Origin of the sequence: Pseudomonas protegens (genome assembly GCF_003732485.1) — a bacterium.
In the GTDB taxonomy this organism is placed as follows: Bacteria; Pseudomonadota; Gammaproteobacteria; order Pseudomonadales; family Pseudomonadaceae; genus Aquipseudomonas; species Aquipseudomonas protegens_B.
Genome location: NZ_MOAK01000053.1, coordinates 122,924 through 138,363 on the forward strand (window position 1 = coordinate 122,924; position 15,440 = coordinate 138,363).

Annotated in this window: 14 protein-coding genes; 9 read left to right on the top strand and 5 right to left on the bottom strand. The window is 64.0% G+C overall.

The annotated features are described in order from the left end of the window. The coding region (locus BLX41_RS33635) for an alpha-amylase family glycosyl hydrolase (protein WP_404942769.1) at window positions 1–653 on the bottom strand (653 nt) is incomplete at its 3' end. Window positions 654–790: 137 nt separating this feature from the next. Then, entirely contained in the window at window positions 791–2,779 is a 1,989-nt protein-coding gene (locus tag BLX41_RS13700) for an alpha-1,4-glucan--maltose-1-phosphate maltosyltransferase (RefSeq protein WP_123725321.1), read from the bottom strand. Between the two features lie 201 nt (window positions 2,780–2,980). On the opposite strand from BLX41_RS13700, the gene BLX41_RS33640 reads away from it, so the two are divergent. Then, complete coding sequence (locus tag BLX41_RS33640; RefSeq protein ID WP_185073531.1) at window positions 2,981–3,151, top strand: hypothetical protein; 171 nt, start codon at window positions 2,981–2,983, stop codon at window positions 3,149–3,151. A 57-nt stretch (window positions 3,152–3,208) separates the two neighbouring features. Here BLX41_RS33640 and BLX41_RS13705 read toward each other — a convergent pair whose 3' ends face one another. Continuing rightward, on the bottom strand, window positions 3,209–3,712 hold the full coding sequence (locus tag BLX41_RS13705; protein WP_123725322.1) for an MgtC/SapB family protein: 504 nt from the start codon (window positions 3,710–3,712) through the stop codon (window positions 3,209–3,211). Between the two features lie 298 nt (window positions 3,713–4,010). Between BLX41_RS13705 and BLX41_RS13710 the strand changes: the two genes are divergently transcribed. From BLX41_RS13710 to BLX41_RS13745, 8 genes are all read left to right on the top strand, one after another. Further along, window positions 4,011–4,244 carry a DUF3203 family protein gene (locus BLX41_RS13710; protein WP_123725323.1) on the top strand — a complete coding sequence of 78 codons (234 nt, stop codon included), beginning with the start codon at window positions 4,011–4,013 and terminating at the stop codon, window positions 4,242–4,244. A 208-nt stretch (window positions 4,245–4,452) separates the two neighbouring features. Continuing rightward, window positions 4,453–5,868, top strand: coding sequence for a cytochrome c oxidase accessory protein CcoG (gene ccoG, locus BLX41_RS13715; protein ID WP_123725324.1), 1,416 nt, complete (start codon window positions 4,453–4,455; stop codon window positions 5,866–5,868). A 155-nt stretch (window positions 5,869–6,023) separates the two neighbouring features. Next, a complete protein-coding gene (gene mapR / locus BLX41_RS13720; RefSeq protein WP_123725325.1) occupies window positions 6,024–7,433 on the top strand; it encodes a GntR family transcriptional regulator MpaR in 1,410 nt (469 codons plus the stop codon). Between the two features lie 478 nt (window positions 7,434–7,911). Then, window positions 7,912–8,967, top strand: a complete 1,056-nt coding sequence (locus tag BLX41_RS13725) for a hypothetical protein (RefSeq protein WP_123725326.1) — start codon at window positions 7,912–7,914, stop codon at window positions 8,965–8,967. 13 nt (window positions 8,968–8,980) lie between these two features. Beyond that, the gene (locus BLX41_RS13730) at window positions 8,981–9,781 is read left to right on the top strand and encodes a PoNe immunity protein domain-containing protein (RefSeq protein ID WP_123725327.1); all 801 of its coding nucleotides are present in this window, start codon (window positions 8,981–8,983) and stop codon (window positions 9,779–9,781) included. 117 nt (window positions 9,782–9,898) lie between these two features. After that, window positions 9,899–10,684 (top strand): PoNe immunity protein domain-containing protein, encoded by a 786-nt coding sequence (locus BLX41_RS13735; RefSeq protein WP_123725328.1) that lies wholly within the window; start codon window positions 9,899–9,901, stop codon window positions 10,682–10,684. A gap of 14 nt (window positions 10,685–10,698) precedes the next feature. Next, window positions 10,699–11,490 (top strand): PoNe immunity protein domain-containing protein, encoded by a 792-nt coding sequence (locus BLX41_RS13740; protein WP_123725329.1) that lies wholly within the window; start codon window positions 10,699–10,701, stop codon window positions 11,488–11,490. Between the two features lie 43 nt (window positions 11,491–11,533). Continuing rightward, a complete protein-coding gene (locus BLX41_RS13745) occupies window positions 11,534–12,100 on the top strand; it encodes a hypothetical protein (RefSeq protein ID WP_123725330.1) in 567 nt (188 codons plus the stop codon). Window positions 12,101–12,153: 53 nt separating this feature from the next. Here BLX41_RS13745 and BLX41_RS13750 read toward each other — a convergent pair whose 3' ends face one another. Both BLX41_RS13750 and BLX41_RS13755 read right to left on the bottom strand, forming a co-directional pair. Beyond that, window positions 12,154–12,900, bottom strand: a complete 747-nt coding sequence (locus tag BLX41_RS13750) for an SDR family oxidoreductase (RefSeq protein WP_123725331.1) — start codon at window positions 12,898–12,900, stop codon at window positions 12,154–12,156. A gap of 139 nt (window positions 12,901–13,039) precedes the next feature. Continuing rightward, window positions 13,040–15,115, bottom strand: a complete 2,076-nt coding sequence (locus tag BLX41_RS13755; protein ID WP_123725332.1) for a putative bifunctional diguanylate cyclase/phosphodiesterase — start codon at window positions 15,113–15,115, stop codon at window positions 13,040–13,042. Window positions 15,116–15,440: the final 325 nt, after the last annotated feature.

The following is a 15,440-nucleotide window of genomic DNA, read 5'->3' on the forward strand; positions in this document are numbered from 1 at the left end:
ATCAGGTAGGGAATGGCGTCCAGGCGCAGGCCGTCGATGCCCATGTCCAGCCAGTAGCGCATCACCGAGAGCACCGCCTTCATCACCTGGGGATTGTCGAAGTTGAGGTCCGGCTGGTGGGAATAGAAGCGATGCCAGAAGTACTGACCGGCCACCGGGTCCCAGGTCCAGTTGGACTTTTCGGTATCCAGGAAGATGATCCGCGTGCCGGCGTATTTCTGATCGTCGTCGGACCACACGTAGAAATTGCGCGCCGCCGAACCGGGCTTGGCCTTGCGCGCCCGCTGGAACCAGGGGTGCTGGTCCGAGGTGTGGTTGATCACCAGCTCGGTGATCACCCGCAGCTCGCGCTTGTGGGCCTCGGCGATGAAGCGCCTGGCATCGGCCAGGGTGCCGTAGTCGGGGCTGACCCCACGGTACTCGGCGATGTCGTAGCCGTCATCGCGGCGTGGCGAGGGGTAGAACGGCAGCAGCCAGATGGTGTTGACCCCCAGGTCCTTGATGTAGTCGAGCTTGGCGATCAACCCGGGAAAGTCGCCGATCCCGTCGTTGTTGGAATCGAAATAGGACTTTACATGCACCTGATAGATCACCGCGTCCTTGTACCAGAGCGGGTCTTTGATAAAGGTCGCTGAGCGGGGCTTCTTGGCCATGTCGGACTCCTGAAAAAATGAATGGGCGCCGACGCACCTGCCGATGCGCCACGACAACCGTAGGAGCTGGCTTGCCAGCGAAGGCCTCAGCCAGCCCGGCGCAAGGCTCATGGGCCTCTTCGCCGGCAAGCCGGCTCCTACAGGGGACTGATGCGCCAGATGCCGAAGGGCTGCGCCGGTTCCAGGCGCATGAACTGGGTCTTGCCGTACCAGGTCCAGCGGTGGCCGTTCATCAGGTCCTCGCCCTGGGTCTGGGCGTCATCGGCCAGGCCCATTTCCCACAGCGGCAACTCAAAATGCGCCTCCTGGGGATTGAACGGGTCGAGGCTGACCGCCACCAGCACGAAGTTGTCGCCGCTGCGCTTGCCGAAATACAGGATGTGGTCATTCCAGGCGTTGTACAGCTTGAGCCCCAGGTGGCTGTGCAGCGCCGGGTTCTGCCGACGGATGCGGTTGAGCTGGGCGATCTCGGCAATGATGTTGCCCGGCGCCGAGAAGTCCCGGGGGCGGATCTGGTATTTCTCCGAATCCAGGTACTCCTCCTTGCCCGGCACCGGCGCCGATTCGCACAGCTCGAACCCGGAATACATCCCCCACAGCCCGGATCCCATGGTGGCCAGCACCGCGCGGATCAGAAACCCCGGGCGCCCCGACTCATGCAGGAACTGCGGGTTGATGTCCGGGGTGTTGACGAAGAAGTTGGGCCGGAAGCAGTCGCGCCACGGCGGCTGGTTGAGCTCGGCGAGGTAGCTGGCCAGCTCGCTCTTGGTGTTGCGCCAGGTGAAGTAGGTGTAGCTCTGGGTGTAACCGACCTTGCCCAGGCGCGCCATCATCGCCGGGGTGGTGAAGGCTTCGGCAAGAAAGATCACCTCCGGGTACTGGCGGCGCACGTCGCCGATCAGCCATTGCCAGAACGGCAGCGGCTTGGTGTGGGGGTTGTCCACGCGAAAGGTCTTGACCCCCTCCTCGACCCAGCCGATGACGATGTCCCGCAGCTCCAGCCACAGGCCCGGAATGGCCTCGGCGGCATAGAAGTCGACATTGACGATGTCCTGGTACTTCTTCGGCGGGTTCTCGGCGTATTTGATGGTGCCGTCCGGGCGCCAGTTGAACCAGCCCGGGTGCTGCTTGAGCCAGGGATGATCCTGGGAACACTGGATGGCGAAATCCAGGGCAATCTCCAGGCCGTGGTCGGCAGCGGCGGTCACCAACCGACGGAAGTCATCCAGGCTGCCCAACTGTGGGTGGATCGCCTCGTGGCCACCCTCCTCGCTGCCGATCGCATAAGGGCTGCCAGGATCGTCCGGGCCAGCCGTCAGCGAGTTGTTGCGCCCCTTGCGGTGGCTGCGGCCGATGGGATGGATCGGCGGGAAATACAGCACGTCAAAGCCCATGTCATGGATCATCGACAGCCGCGAATGAACGTCGTTGAAGGTGCCGTGGCGGGCAGGATGGTCGGTGATCGAGCGGGGAAACAGCTCGTACCAGCTGGCGAACTGCGCCTGCACCCGCTCCACGTCCAGGGGATATTCGGGGCTCAGGCTCAGGTAGGGCCGGTGATCGGCCTCGGCCATCAGCCGGGCACTGGAATCTTTGAGAAACAAGGCGACCTGTTCGGTCTCCAGCAAGCCGGCAAGCTGTTGCATGAGCGCCAGCAATCGTTCGCGCAACGGCCCTTCGCTGCGTTCGGCGGCTTGCTGCACCTGAGTCCGCCCCTCTTGCAACTCCAGGCTCACCGGCACCCCGGCCAGGTGTTTTTTTTCCAGTTCGTAACAGAAGCTGGCGAATTGGTCGATCCAGGCTTCGATACAAAAGCGATAGCGGCCCACGGTTGGCACTGGAAAATGCCCCAGCCAGCCATCGTTACCCTGGTCCTCAAGAGGCTGGCTGTTCCAGGCCTCCTGCTGCTCGGCGCGCCAGCGTACCCGCACTGCCAGCTTGTCGTGGCCGTCGGCGAACACCTTGCACGTGACCTCGACCTCCTGGCCGGCCACCGCCTTGACCGCGAACTGCCCGCCGTCGAGCACCGGGCGGGTGCTTTCAATGGCAATGCGCGGCAGCAGCAGCGCCTGGGATAACGGCAGGTGCGCCTGGTATTGCTGTTCGGTCGGTTTTTCTACAGTCATCGAGCATCACCCCTTTCCCACGTCTTCGACGCTCTGGTGGCGGGGCCGCGGCCCCGGTGAATCAATGCACTTAGGTTCCGAGCCAAAGCCTGCGGCGAAAGTTCACCGCGATTGGTCGGCCAAGCGGCGGGAATCAAATCAGCACCGCTGCGGTCCACCAAGGGAGCCCGTGCATCTGCAAGCACAAAGGAGGCCAGCGCGATGAATATCCCGATCCCGGCAGAAACCCCCGATCCCAACATCGACCAACCGACCCTGCCCCCCAGCGAGCCGGAGCCGGAGCCGGTCCCGGAGCAGGAGCCCCCGGAAAACACCCCGCCGCCCAAGGGTGACCCGCCCAGCACCATGCCCCCGGTGGTGGTCAATGCCTGAGCCCCGGCGCCTGCCCAGCCAGCAAGCATAGACAGCCGCGCGGGCTGGCCCGGACCATCAGCCGTCCCGGCGTTTTTCCAGGCGCCGGACAATCAGCGGCATCAGGCTGAAAACCATTAGCGCCAGCAAGGTACTGAGCACCGCGGTGGCCTCGCGGCCCATGCCGGCGGCCACGCCGATGGCCGCGGTCATCCATAGCCCGGCGGCGGTGGTCAGGCCCTTGACGTGCTGGCCCTGGTCTTCTTCACGGCCCTTGAGGATGGTCCCGGCACCGAGGAAACCGATCCCGGCGATCACCCCCTGGAGCACCCGGCTCATGGCATCGGCCTGAGCCCCGGACAAGCTCGGCACCAGCACGAACAGCGCGGCGCCCATGGCCACCAGCATATGGGTGCGGACCCCGGCGGCCTTGCCCTGATGCTCGCGTTCAAAGCCCAGAATGCCCCCCAGCAGGGCCGCCACCAGCAGGCGCAGGGTGATCTGGGTCAGTTGCCGGGCATCGCCGATATCGGCGAACTCGGCTTGCAGGGTCAGCCAGACTTCATGCCACCAGGTGTTCATCCCATCGCTCCTCGTCCCACCACGGGCTCTTGAGCGATGGACCGCGCCCGTGGGCAAAAGGTGCCGTCCTACCTGCACCTTCGCCGTAGGAGCCGGCTTGCCGGCGAACAGGCCCCCGAGCCGGTTGCCAAGCTCACGGACGCCTTCGCTGGCAAGCCTGCTCCTGCACAAGCCAGCGCCGACGAAAGCCCGAGCCCACACCCGCCAGCGCCTGCCCAGCCACCGTTGATCGCCACCGTCGAACCCTGGCCGGCCTCTGCGCCCTAACCTGTATAGCCATTGCCTTGAGGTACCCGCCATGAGCCTGCGCATTGAAAACCAGACCTGTCATTTCGATACCGAAACCCTGCACCGGCACCTTCCCGCCAGCGCGGTGACCATCATCACCGACAGCGCCAAGTCGATGTCGGCGGTGGACCTGGATGGCGAGCGCATCTACATCACCGAAGCAGAAGCCGATGCTTTGACCGTAGCAGGCGCCACCGACGGTCGGCGCCATCTGAAGGCCACCGACGGTGATTCGGTGATTTGACTGATCTGGATCAGGGCTTGCCGCCAAGCCCTGTGCCAGAGGCCCTTGCGGCCGTCCCTGGTGGCGCTTGAGGGGGTGCAGCAAGTTGTCGCAGGGGCATCGTAAAGGCTCATCTGATACGGTTTTTTATCAAATACCTGAGTCTGTTATGCAAACAGATCCGTGGTCATAGTTGCCGGGCCTGATGGAGGCTGATGAGCGAACGACCATGAGCGAAAGAATCCCCGTCCGATTAGTAGAGAACTTCGAACCTTCACACCCCAAACAGATGAAGACGAAGACCACCGACAAACACGTTTTCACCCGCAGTTTCACTGGCTTGTTCCGTACCCTGCGCATGACCGGCGCCGGTTTCCTGTTCCTGCTGTTCTTCGGCACCGTCTGGTTGAACTGGGGCGGCCGCCAGGCGGTGCTCTGGGACCTGGCGCAAAGCAAGTTCCACATCTTTGGCGCCACCTTCTGGCCCCAGGACTTCATCCTCCTCTCGGCGCTGCTGATCATCTGCGCCTTCGGCCTGTTCGCCATCACGGTGTTTGCCGGCCGGGTCTGGTGCGGCTACACCTGCCCGCAAAGCTCGTGGACCTGGCTGTTCATGTGGTGCGAAAAGGTCACCGAGGGTGAACGCAACCAGCGGATCAAGCTGCAAGCCGCGCCCTGGGGCCTGAACAAGCTGGTCCGCCGGGCCATGAAACACACCCTGTGGCTGGCCATCAGCCTGCTCACCGGCCTGACCTTCGTCGGCTACTTCACGCCGATCCGGCCCCTGGCCCAGGAGCTGCTGACCCTGCAGATCGGTGGCCTGAGCCTGTTCTGGGTGCTGTTCTTCGCCGCGGCCACCTACATCAACGCCGGCTGGCTGCGCGAGGCGGTGTGCATGCACATGTGCCCCTATGCACGCTTCCAGAGCGTGATGTTCGACAAGGACACCCTGACCATCTCCTACAACCCGGTGCGCGGTGAAAGCCGCGGGCCGCGCAAGCGCGACGTCAAGCCCGCCGACGTCGGCCTGGGCGACTGCATCGACTGCCAGGTCTGCGTGCAGGTCTGCCCTACCGGTATCGACATCCGCGACGGCCTGCAGATGGAATGCATCGGCTGCGCCGCCTGCATCGACGCCTGCGACTCGATCATGGACAAAATGGGCTATGCCCGAGGCCTGATCGCCTACACCTCGGAACACCAACTGCAAGGGGGCAAGACTCACCTGCTGCGGCCGCGCCTGGTGGGCTACAGCGCGGTGCTGCTGGTGATGATCGGTGCCCTGGCCCTGGCCCTGGTACAACGGCCGATGGTGTCCCTGGACGTGAGCAAGGACCGTGGCCTGTTCCGTGAAAACGCCCTGGGGCAGATCGAGAACATCTACAGCCTGAAGATCATCAACAAGACCCAGGAACGCCAGAACTACCGCCTGGCCCTGGTGGATGGCGATGGCTTCGAACTGCAAGGCAAGACCGAGCTGAGCCTGGCCCCGGGAGAAATCACCGACTTGCCGGTCTCGGTGGCCATGACCCAGGATCGTGCCCAAAGCAGCTCCCAGGCCATCAGCTTCAAGGTTGCCGACAGCGATGAGCCAAGCGTCTACGCCATCGCCAAGAGCCGTTTTGTTGCGCCGATGAACCGCTGAGCCACTAGAATGCCGTGGCCAGGGAGCCTGCTGTCGTCCCCGAGCCACGGGAACTCTGTACTCGACGCCACCATGGGCCCATCCATGGTCGTCGAGCCTTCCCTTGCGAATCTGAACACCTAGACCCGATGACCAGACTGGATCTTGCACCGCAGATGAAACGCTACGAAAAATTCGCCGACGACATCGCCGAACTGATCCGCTCCGGAGTCCTGGGCCCCGGCCAGCGCGTGCCTTCGGTGCGCTACGCCAGCCAGACCTATGGGGTCAGCCCGTCAACGGTGTTTCAGGCCTACTACCTGCTGGAGCGTCGCGGCCTGATCCGTGCCCGCCCGCGCTCCGGCTACTTCGTCAATGCCCACGCGCCGAGCCCGTTCTCCGAGCCGGTGATCAGCAGCGAAGTCAATGAATCCACCGAAGTCGATGTCAGCGAACTGGTGTTCTCGGTGCTCGACTCGATCAAGGACCCGAGCACCGTGCCCTTCGGCTCGGCCTTCCCCAGCCCGACCCTGTTCCCCCTGCAACGCCTGTCCCGCTCCCTGGCCAGCGCCAGCCGCGAGATGGACCCGCGGGTGGTGGTTACCGACATGTCCCCGGGCAACCCGCAACTGCGTCGGCAGATCGCCCTGCGCTACATGGTGGCCGGGCTGATGCTGCCCATGGAGGAGCTGCTGATCACCAACGGCGCCCTGGAGGCGCTGAACCTGTGCCTGCAGGCCGTGACCGAGCCCGGCGACCTGGTGGCCATCGAGGCACCGGCCTTCTATGCCAGCCTGCAAGTGCTGGAACGGCTCAAGCTCAAGGCGGTGGAAATTCCGGTGCACCCGCGGGACGGCATCGACCTCGGCGTCCTGGCCCAGACCCTGGAGCGGCACCCGATCAAGGCCTGCTGGTGCATGACCAGCTTCCAGAACCCCATGGGCGCGAGCATGCCCGAGGCGAAGAAGCAGGAGCTGGTGGAACTGCTGCGCCAGCATCAAGTGCCATTGATCGAAGACGACGTCTACGCCGAGCTGTACTACGGCCAGCAGGCGCCGAAACCGGCCAAGGCCTTCGACACCGAGGGCCTGGTGATGCACTGCGGTTCCTTCGCCAAGAGCCTGGCCCCGGGCTACCGCATCGGCTGGGTCGCCGCCGGACGCTACGCGCAGAAAATCGAGCGCCTGAAGCTGATGACCTCGCTGTGCGCCTCGATGCCGGCCCAGGCGGCGATTGCCGACTACCTGCAGCACGGCGGATACGACCGCCACCTGCGCAAACTGCGCTACGCCCTGGAAGAACAACAGAGCGCCATGCTGGCGGCGATCGCCCGCTACTTCCCGGCGCAGACCCGGGTCAGCCAGCCGGCGGGCGGCTACTTCCTGTGGCTGGAACTGCCGCCACAGATGGACTCGCTGAAACTGTTCCAGATGGCCCTGGCCCAGGGCATCAGCATCGCCCCCGGGCCGATCTTTTCCCCGACCCAGCGCTTTCGCAACTGCATCCGCCTGAACTACGGCAGCCCCTGGAACGAAGCGGCGGAACAGGCCATGGAAACCCTGGGCCGCATCATCCGCTCCTTCTGACCACAACCGCCCCACCAGCCCGCATGTGTAGGAGCCGGCTTGCCGGCGAAAAGGCCCGCAAGACATGCATCGCCCCGGCCGACGCCTTCGCTGGCAAGCCAGCTCCTACACGGGGGGCGCTATACACCGCCCCAGCTCCAGGCCGGCCGCAAGGCCGCCGTCACGCTCTTGATCTTGATCTGAACGCCCCGTTAACCACGATGGCCGAACGCAGGCGTGGAGGAGCAAGAGCCTTTGGTTACTTTGGGTTGGGCCGGCATTCCGGCTTTCCAAAGTGACTCGCCGTAAGGGCGAAACCGCCAGCCGCCCCACCCGCAGCAACGGATATGCCCCCCTCACCCCCCACACAAAACCAAACACCCCCCATAACCACAACAATGAACACCTCCCAACATAAAAAAACCGCCAAGGCACCTTGCCCCACCCCCTCAATTCATTCAGCATCCGCGCTCCAATTTTCCAGGGAAAGGAACACGTCATGGTCGAAGACCTGTATTACGACGACTACCCAGAGGCCAAGGCCGAACTGCTCAAGGCCATCGAACGCGGCCGCCTGCCACTGCTGACCCAGGAACTCAACGCCTACGACTGCATCCAGGCGATCTTCGAGCTGGACGCCATCAACAACCCCAAGGACGAGGAAGACGCCTTCTTCGACCTGGCCCTGGCCCTGATCGGCTGGATCCCCGGCCCCGGGCAGGGCCTCAAGACCCTCCTGCGCCTGATCAACCGCGCGCCCCAGCGCCACGCCGAAAAGCTCTTCGACCTGATCCGCCATACCCTGCAGGCCTGCCGCCTGAAGACCAGCCCCGAACAGTTGCTGGAAAAGTGCCTGGACCCCGTACGCCTGGCCGAGGAACTGCCCGAGATCATCCGCGGCGTGAGTGCCTCCAGCACCTTCAACGGCCTGACGCCCCAGCAGCAGCGCCTGGTGCTGCACAACCTCAACGAAGCCCTGGAGCACACTGAGTTCCTCATGGTCTCGGTGCAGGAACGCATCGCCCCCTGGATCGCCGAGCAACGCAACAACTCGGCCGCCGCCCACAGCCGCGGCCCGGCCCTGGCGCCCAAGCCGCAGTCGTCCCTGGAACCGCGCCCAACGACCCTCACCGCCGCGCCACAACCCGGGGCCCACGACGCGGCGAGCATCGCCCAGGGCATCAACCAGGGCCTGGAACACCTCACCGGTGAAGGCCACTGGCTGGAGCTGAACCTGCATTACCCCAACCTGGAACCGGTGCCCGGCGCCGCCTACCGAGCGGTATTCAGTGACGGCTCGCAGGCCGAGGGCAACCTCGACGAAGAGGGTTTTGCCCGCCTGGAAGGCATCCCTGAAGGCCCGGTGAAGATTTACTACGGGGAAGACCCGCGGCCCTACCTGCGCCAGCCAATCCAGGCCCTGGCGACCGATCCGCAGCAACTGGAAGAAGAGCTGGAAGAACTGGAGCTGGAACCGGCCGAGGTCGACCTGCCGACCCTGCTGCTGGAAGCCTCCCACCGCAAGGCGCCCTTCACCCTGATTCCCGTCTACTGAAGCCAGGCACCGAATGAACCGCAGACAAGTGTTTCTCAGCCACGCCCATTACCACAGCTACCTGGAAAGCCTGGCGGGCACCGAAGCCCGCTGGCAGATGCACTCGATGACGGCCGACAGCCCCGAGCAGGAGGCCGCCCTCAAGGCCGCAGAGGTCAAGGACGCGCGCCTGCATCATCTGATCCTGAACTACACCGGCGGCGCGTCCATGGAGGCGTTGGCCCAGGAGCTGGACGGGGTGATCGAAGGCTACGAGGACTACCAGCGCAAGCTGGGGCTTTGTGAAGAACTGCCGAACATCGCCCCGCTGAACATCGACGACTACCTCCACGACTACGAAGAATATGTACAGGTGATCAGCCTGTGCATCCTGCTGCAACGCGGCGACCTGCTGCCACGGGTGGCGCTGTTGCAGGACCGTGCCGGCTACCGCGCCGAGGACACCCTGATCGAGGATCTGCTCAAGCCCTACCTGCCGGACCGCGCCGACCTCGATGAGTGGTACCACACCCTCTACTCGCCCCTGATCTGGGCGATCTACAGCGAAGACCCGGATGAACCCCGGGACCTGCTGGTGGAGTACTGCAACCAGTGGTACGAGGCCTTCGAGCAGGCACCGTGGTACGACAGCCACCTGGACGTGGACGAGGGAGGCTACTACGTCGGCTACTGGGCCTTCGAAGCCGCGGCGGTGGCCTACCTGTACGGCCTGGACGACAGCGCGGTAAAGCACATGGTCTTCCCCCGGGACATGCTCGACTACGCCCGGCGCTTTACCCCGCCGCCGATTCCCCAGCAGGCGGCGCAGGACTGAAACACGCCTCCTGCCGGCGATGAGTGACCCACTCCATTCTCGACCCAGCCCTGCGGGCCATCCCCGCTCGCGGGCGCCCTTATCCCTGATTCACGTCTACCGAGCCAAGGCACCGACATGAACCGCAGACAAGTGTTTCTCAGCCACAAGCAGTACCACGACTTCCTCGAAAGCCTGGCCGGCGAAGAGGCCCATTGGCAGGCCCATTCGATGATGGCCGACAGCCCCGAGCAGGAAACCTCCCTCAAGGCTTCCAGTGTGCGCCGCGCGCGCCTGCACCACCTGATCCTGGGCTACACCGGCGGTGCGCCCATGGAGCAACTGGCCCGGGAGCTGGATGGGGTGATCGAAGGTTACGAGGACTACCAGCGCAAGATGGGGGTTTATGAAGAACAACCGGATATCGCGCCGCTGAACATCGAAGACTACCCCGACGAGTACGAGGAATATGTCCAGGTGATCAGCCTGTGCATCCTGCTGCAGCGCAGCGACCTGCTGCCGCGTCTGGTGCTGCTGCAGGACCGCGCCGGCTTTGGCGGCCAGGACACTCTGATCGAGGACCTGCTCAAGGCCTACCTGCCCGATCGGGAAGACGTCGATCAGTGGTTCCACGACGTCTCCACGCCCCTGATCCGGGCCATCTACACCGAAGATCCGGATGAACCCCGGGAACTGCTGGTGGAGTACTGCAACCAGTGGTACGAGGCGTTCGAACAGGCCCCATGGCACGACAGCCACCTGGACGGCGACGAGGGTTCCTACTTCGGCTACTGGGCCTTTGAAGCGGCGGCGGTGGCCTACCTGTACGGTCTGGATGACAGCGCGGTCAAGCACATGATCTTCCCCCGGGAGATGCTCGAATACGCCCGACGCTTTACCCCGCCGCCGATGCCCTTCCACTGAGGCCAGGTACTGACATGCAACGCAGGCAAGTGTTTCTCGACCCGAAGCAGTACCCCATCCTCCTGGAGTTCCTGGCGGGTACCGAAGCCCATTGGCAGACACATTCTATGGAAGAGGACTACCCCGGGCAGGAAGCCTCGCTCAAGGCCTGGGAGGTCAAGCGAGCACGCCTGGACCATCTGATCCTGGGCTACACCGGCGGCAAGGCCATGCCTGAGCTGGCCCAGGAGCTGGACGCACTGATCGCCAGCTACGAGGAGCATCAGCGCACCCTGGCCCTGTGCAATGAAATGCCGGATATCGCGCCGCTGAACATCGAGGACTACCTCGACCAGTACGAGGAATACGTGCAGGTCATCAGCCTGTGCATCCTGCTGCAACGCCGCGACCTGCTGCCGCGCATGGTGGCGCTGCAGGACCGCGCCGGCTACCACGCCGAGGACACCCTGATCGAGGACCTGCTCAAGCCCTGCCTGCCGGACCGCGCAGACATCGATGAGTGGTACCACCCGGTCTACACGCCGCTGATCAGGGCCATCTACGCCGATCAAGCGGACGAGGCCCGGGAGCTGCTGGTGGAGTACTGCGACCAGTGGTACGAGGCGTTCGAGCAGGCCCCATGGCACGACAGCCACCTGGACGGTGAATCCTACTTCGGCTACTGGGCCTTTGAAGCCGCGGCGGTGGCCTACCTCTACGGCCTGGACGACAGCGCGGTAGAGCACATGGTCTTCCCCCGGGACCTGCTCGACTACGCCCGGCGCTTTACCCCGCCGCCGATACCCCAACAGCTGGCGCAGCACTGATAGACCCCATTTACCGCCCCTCCTTAAAGGTTATGCATTGCCCATGAAGTCCTGGATCAAGACCCTGCTGATCACCCTGCTCGCGGCCGCCCTGTGCCTGCTGTTCGCCCGCGTTGTGCTGCCCCCGCTGCTGGTGCAACTGATACCGCCGAGCTGGGAAGGCGGCCCGTGGTTCTGGGTCAATCTGCTGCTGGCGGGTTTCCTGGCCGGATTGCTGGTGGCGCCCCTGCTGCGGACCCGGCGTTATTACCCGGTGCCGCTGCTGCTTCTGCTGTCCGTCCTGGTGGTGGTCGGCAATTGGGCGCAGAACCGCTGCAACGACGCTCAGCTGCAGGCCATCGAACAGCTGGAAAGGCGCAGCGCGAGCCATTCGAACCTGGGGTTCTCCGATGAGGAACCCGCGCCTTCGGCCCCCGTGGACGTGAGCGCCACACCGGGCGTCTGGGCCCATGAACAAGGCGATGGATATGGCTACAGCTGCACCCGCCCGGGGGAAACCCAGGGGTACCTGATGCCACAGTTGATGAGCTTTGGCATCAGCGTACTGGGGTTGTTGCTGGCCCTGCTGATCGGCCCCGGCCGCCGCCGCGCCAACCGAGAGGGAATGTAGGAGCTGGCTTGCCAGCGAAGACGTCCGCAAGTCCGCCGCAAGGCTCAAGGGACTCAGCGGCCGCCGCCCAGGTCGACGAAGGTGCCGGTGGCGTAGGAGGCCTTGTCCGACAGCAGCCAGACAATCGCTTCGGCCACTTCGTCCGGGCGCCCGCCACGGCCCATGGGAATGGCTGTTTCCAGTTTGCTGACCCGGTCGGCATCGCCGCTCAGGGCATGAAAATCGGTGTAGATGTAGCCCGGGCGCACCGCATTGACGCGGATGCCCTCACCCGCCACTTCCTTGGACAGGCCGATGGTAAAGGTGTCCAGCGCGCCTTTGGAGGCGGCGTAGTCGACGTACTCGCCGGGAGACCCCAGGCGCGCGGCCACCGACGACACGTTGACGATGCTGCCGCCCTGCCCGCCATGGCGCGGCGACATGCGCAGCACCGCGTGCTTGGCGCAGAGGATCGGCCCCATGACATTGGTCTTCATGATCTTCTGGATACGGAATTCGGACATTTCGTCGAGACGGGACTTGTGCCCCACAGTGCCGGCGTTGTTGACCAGGGCGGTGACCCGGCCAAGTTCGCTGTCGACCCGGTGAAACAGGCCAATGACCTCGTCCTCGATGCTGACATCGGCCCGCACCGCAATGGCCTGGGCGCCCAGGGCGCGGACCTGCTCCAGTACCTGCACGGCCGACTGCTCGTCGGCCTGATAGTTGATGCACACCTTGAAACCCTGCTGAGCAGCCAACAACGCCGTGGCTGCGCCGATTCCCCGCCCGCCACCGGTGATGACGATGACTTTGTCCATGCTGCCGACTCCCTGACTGATCGTTTCAACGCCCGTCATTAAACACTGCACCGGCAGCGATGAAAACCGCAGTGACATCAATCAGCCCCTATCCAAAGGTCGCAGCAACTGCAGCCCTGGTACCCGGTCAGGGCCGTCGTCAGGACTTGTGTTCAGCCAGGTGAATGCCCTGCATGAAACCTTCGGGCGGCAGTGGGTGGCCCAGGTAATAGCCCTGCAACGAATCGCAACCCAATTGGGTGAGGAAGGTCTGCTGCACCCCGGTCTCCACGCCCTCGGCGACGATGCGCAGGCCCAGGGCCTGGCCCAGGGCGACGATCGCCGAGACGATGGCCGCGTCATCGCTGTCATGTTCCAGGTCGCGGACAAAGCCACGATCGATCTTCAACTCGTTGGCCGGCAGGCGCTTGAGGTACATCAGGCTCGAATAGCCGGTGCCAAAGTCGTCGATGGACAGGTCCACCCCCATGTCCGCCAACTGCTGCAGGACGATCATGCTGACATCGGCGTCGTTCATCGCCGTTGTCTCGGTGATTTCCAGGGTCAGGTTATTGGCCGGCAGTTGGTAACGCTGGAGGGCCTCCTGCACGCTCTTGACCAGCCCCACATGACAGAACTGCAGGGCCGAGAGGTTCACCGCGATCCGCCAGTGGGTATAGCCCAGGACATACCACTCGCGCATCTGCCGGCAGGCTTCCTGCAGCACCCAGTCGCCAATGGCAATGATCAGCCCGGTCTTCTCTGCCAGCTCGATGAACTTGTCCGGCAACAGCATGCCGTGCTGCGGGTGCTCCCAGCGCAGCAATGCCTCGGCGCCTACCGGCTGGCCATTGGCGGCATCGAACTTGGGCTGGTAGTGCAGGCGGAACTGGTGGTGCTCCAAGGCGTTGCGCAGGTCCTGGAGCAGTTGCAACTGACGCCGGGCATTGCTGTTCATCGAGGCATCGAAAAAGCTGTAGCCGTTCTTGCCGGTACCCTTGGCGTGGTACATCGCCGCGTCGGCGTTCATCAGCAATTCCTGGGCGGTGTGGCCGTTGCCGGGGTACACCGCGATGCCGATGCTGGCGGAAATCTGCAAATCGTGGTCGGCCACGCGGAACGAACGGGACACCAGGCCCACCTGGCGTGCCGCCAGCCGCAGGGCATCTTCCGGCTCGCCGAGCTGCACCAGCAGCACGAACTCGTCGCCACCGATCCGCGCCAGGGTGTCCTCGTTGCGCAGGTCCTCGCGCAGGCGCTGGGCCACTTCGCGCAGCAACTGATCGCCCATGTGGTGGCCGAAGGCGTCATTGACCGGCTTGAAGCCGTCCAGATCGATGAACATCAGCGCAAAGCAGCCACCATGGGCGGTGACCCGGTGCATGGCCTGATCGATGCGGTCCGCCAGCAGGATACGGTTGGGCAAACCGGTCAGGGTGTCGTGCAGGGCCAACTGGGTCAGCTCCTTGTTGGCCTCGGTCAAGGACTGCGCCAGCACCGCGGTGCGGGCTTCCAGGCGCGCGTCCAGCACCGAGGTCAGCAAGGCGATGATCAGCACCGCCAGGGTGGTGATCAGCACCAGATTGTCCAGGCCCTTGCCGCTCAGGCCGTTGCCCACCGACCCACAGAAACTGCCATCGGCAAAGCGCGCCGCGGCCATGCCGGTGTAGTGCATGCCGACGATGGCAAATCCCATCACAATCGCCGCGCCGGTACGGGCCAGCCGAACATGGGGCGTGTTCTGGCGCAGGCGAAAGGCGATCCACAGCGCCGCCAGCGAAGCACCAAAGGCAATCAGCAGCGAGGCACTGAACAGGCTCGGGTCGTAGTCGATGCCCGGCTGCATGCGCAGGGCGGCCATGCCGGTGTAGTGCATGCCACTGATGCCGACGCCCATGATCAAGGCGCCGAACAGCAACTGCCCCAGCGGCAGGCGCTGCTGGCTCACCAGCCACAGGGCAAAACCACAGGACAGGATCGAAATCAGCAATGACAAGGCGGTCAGCACGATGTCGTAGCCCAGATCGATGGGCAGCTCGAACGCGAGCATGCCGATAAAGTGCATCGACCACACGCCAACGCCCATGGCCAGCGCTCCGCCGCCCATCCACAGATGGGCCGCACGGCCTTTGGTGGTGGCAATACGCCCCGTGAGATCGAGGGCGGTATAAGAGGCGAGGATCGCCACAAAAATGGAAATCACGACCAGTGCGGGGGAATAACTACCGATGAGCATGGGGCATCTCTGGGCCGTTGTGCCGACAGTTTGCTCGGCGGGCAAAAGCGCAGATTGTACTGATTGCGTAGAAGAACGCATCTACAAAGTGAGCAAAAAGCCAGTAGCCAGACAGAACGTCTGGCACGGGCCCTTGATACCCCTACAGGCCTTGTGGGCAAAGGCTTTGCGCGCTTTGAGCAGTACCTGCGGTCAGAGTCTGGATCAGGCCTAGCCCCAGCTTCGCTTTTTACTACAGGAACCAGAGCACTTTCGCCTGGACCTCAAGAATCATCCCATAGTCAGCGCCCCCTCCTCTCTCTAGCATTTGCGGATAGCGTTCTCC

What these genes read in the sequence shown, in the direction of transcription:
- BLX41_RS13705 (WP_123725322.1), bottom strand. Translation starts at nt 3,712, where the DNA reads ATGAACACCTGGTGGCATGAAGTCTGGCTGACCCTGCAAGCCGAGTTC.
- BLX41_RS13700 (WP_123725321.1), bottom strand. Translation starts at nt 2,779, where the DNA reads ATGACTGTAGAAAAACCGACCGAACAGCAATACCAGGCGCACCTGCCG.
- BLX41_RS13740 (WP_123725329.1), top strand. Translation starts at nt 10,699, where the DNA reads ATGCAACGCAGGCAAGTGTTTCTCGACCCGAAGCAGTACCCCATCCTC.
- BLX41_RS33640 (WP_185073531.1), top strand. Translation starts at nt 2,981, where the DNA reads ATGAATATCCCGATCCCGGCAGAAACCCCCGATCCCAACATCGACCAA.
- BLX41_RS13710 (WP_123725323.1), top strand. Translation starts at nt 4,011, where the DNA reads ATGAGCCTGCGCATTGAAAACCAGACCTGTCATTTCGATACCGAAACC.
- BLX41_RS13725 (WP_123725326.1), top strand. Translation starts at nt 7,912, where the DNA reads ATGGTCGAAGACCTGTATTACGACGACTACCCAGAGGCCAAGGCCGAA.
- BLX41_RS13755 (WP_123725332.1), bottom strand. Translation starts at nt 15,115, where the DNA reads ATGCTCATCGGTAGTTATTCCCCCGCACTGGTCGTGATTTCCATTTTT.
- BLX41_RS13730 (WP_123725327.1), top strand. Translation starts at nt 8,981, where the DNA reads ATGAACCGCAGACAAGTGTTTCTCAGCCACGCCCATTACCACAGCTAC.
- BLX41_RS13750 (WP_123725331.1), bottom strand. Translation starts at nt 12,900, where the DNA reads ATGGACAAAGTCATCGTCATCACCGGTGGCGGGCGGGGAATCGGCGCA.
- BLX41_RS13735 (WP_123725328.1), top strand. Translation starts at nt 9,899, where the DNA reads ATGAACCGCAGACAAGTGTTTCTCAGCCACAAGCAGTACCACGACTTC.
- BLX41_RS13745 (WP_123725330.1), top strand. Translation starts at nt 11,534, where the DNA reads ATGAAGTCCTGGATCAAGACCCTGCTGATCACCCTGCTCGCGGCCGCC.
- ccoG (WP_123725324.1), top strand. Translation starts at nt 4,453, where the DNA reads ATGAGCGAAAGAATCCCCGTCCGATTAGTAGAGAACTTCGAACCTTCA.
- mapR (WP_123725325.1), top strand. Translation starts at nt 6,024, where the DNA reads ATGAAACGCTACGAAAAATTCGCCGACGACATCGCCGAACTGATCCGC.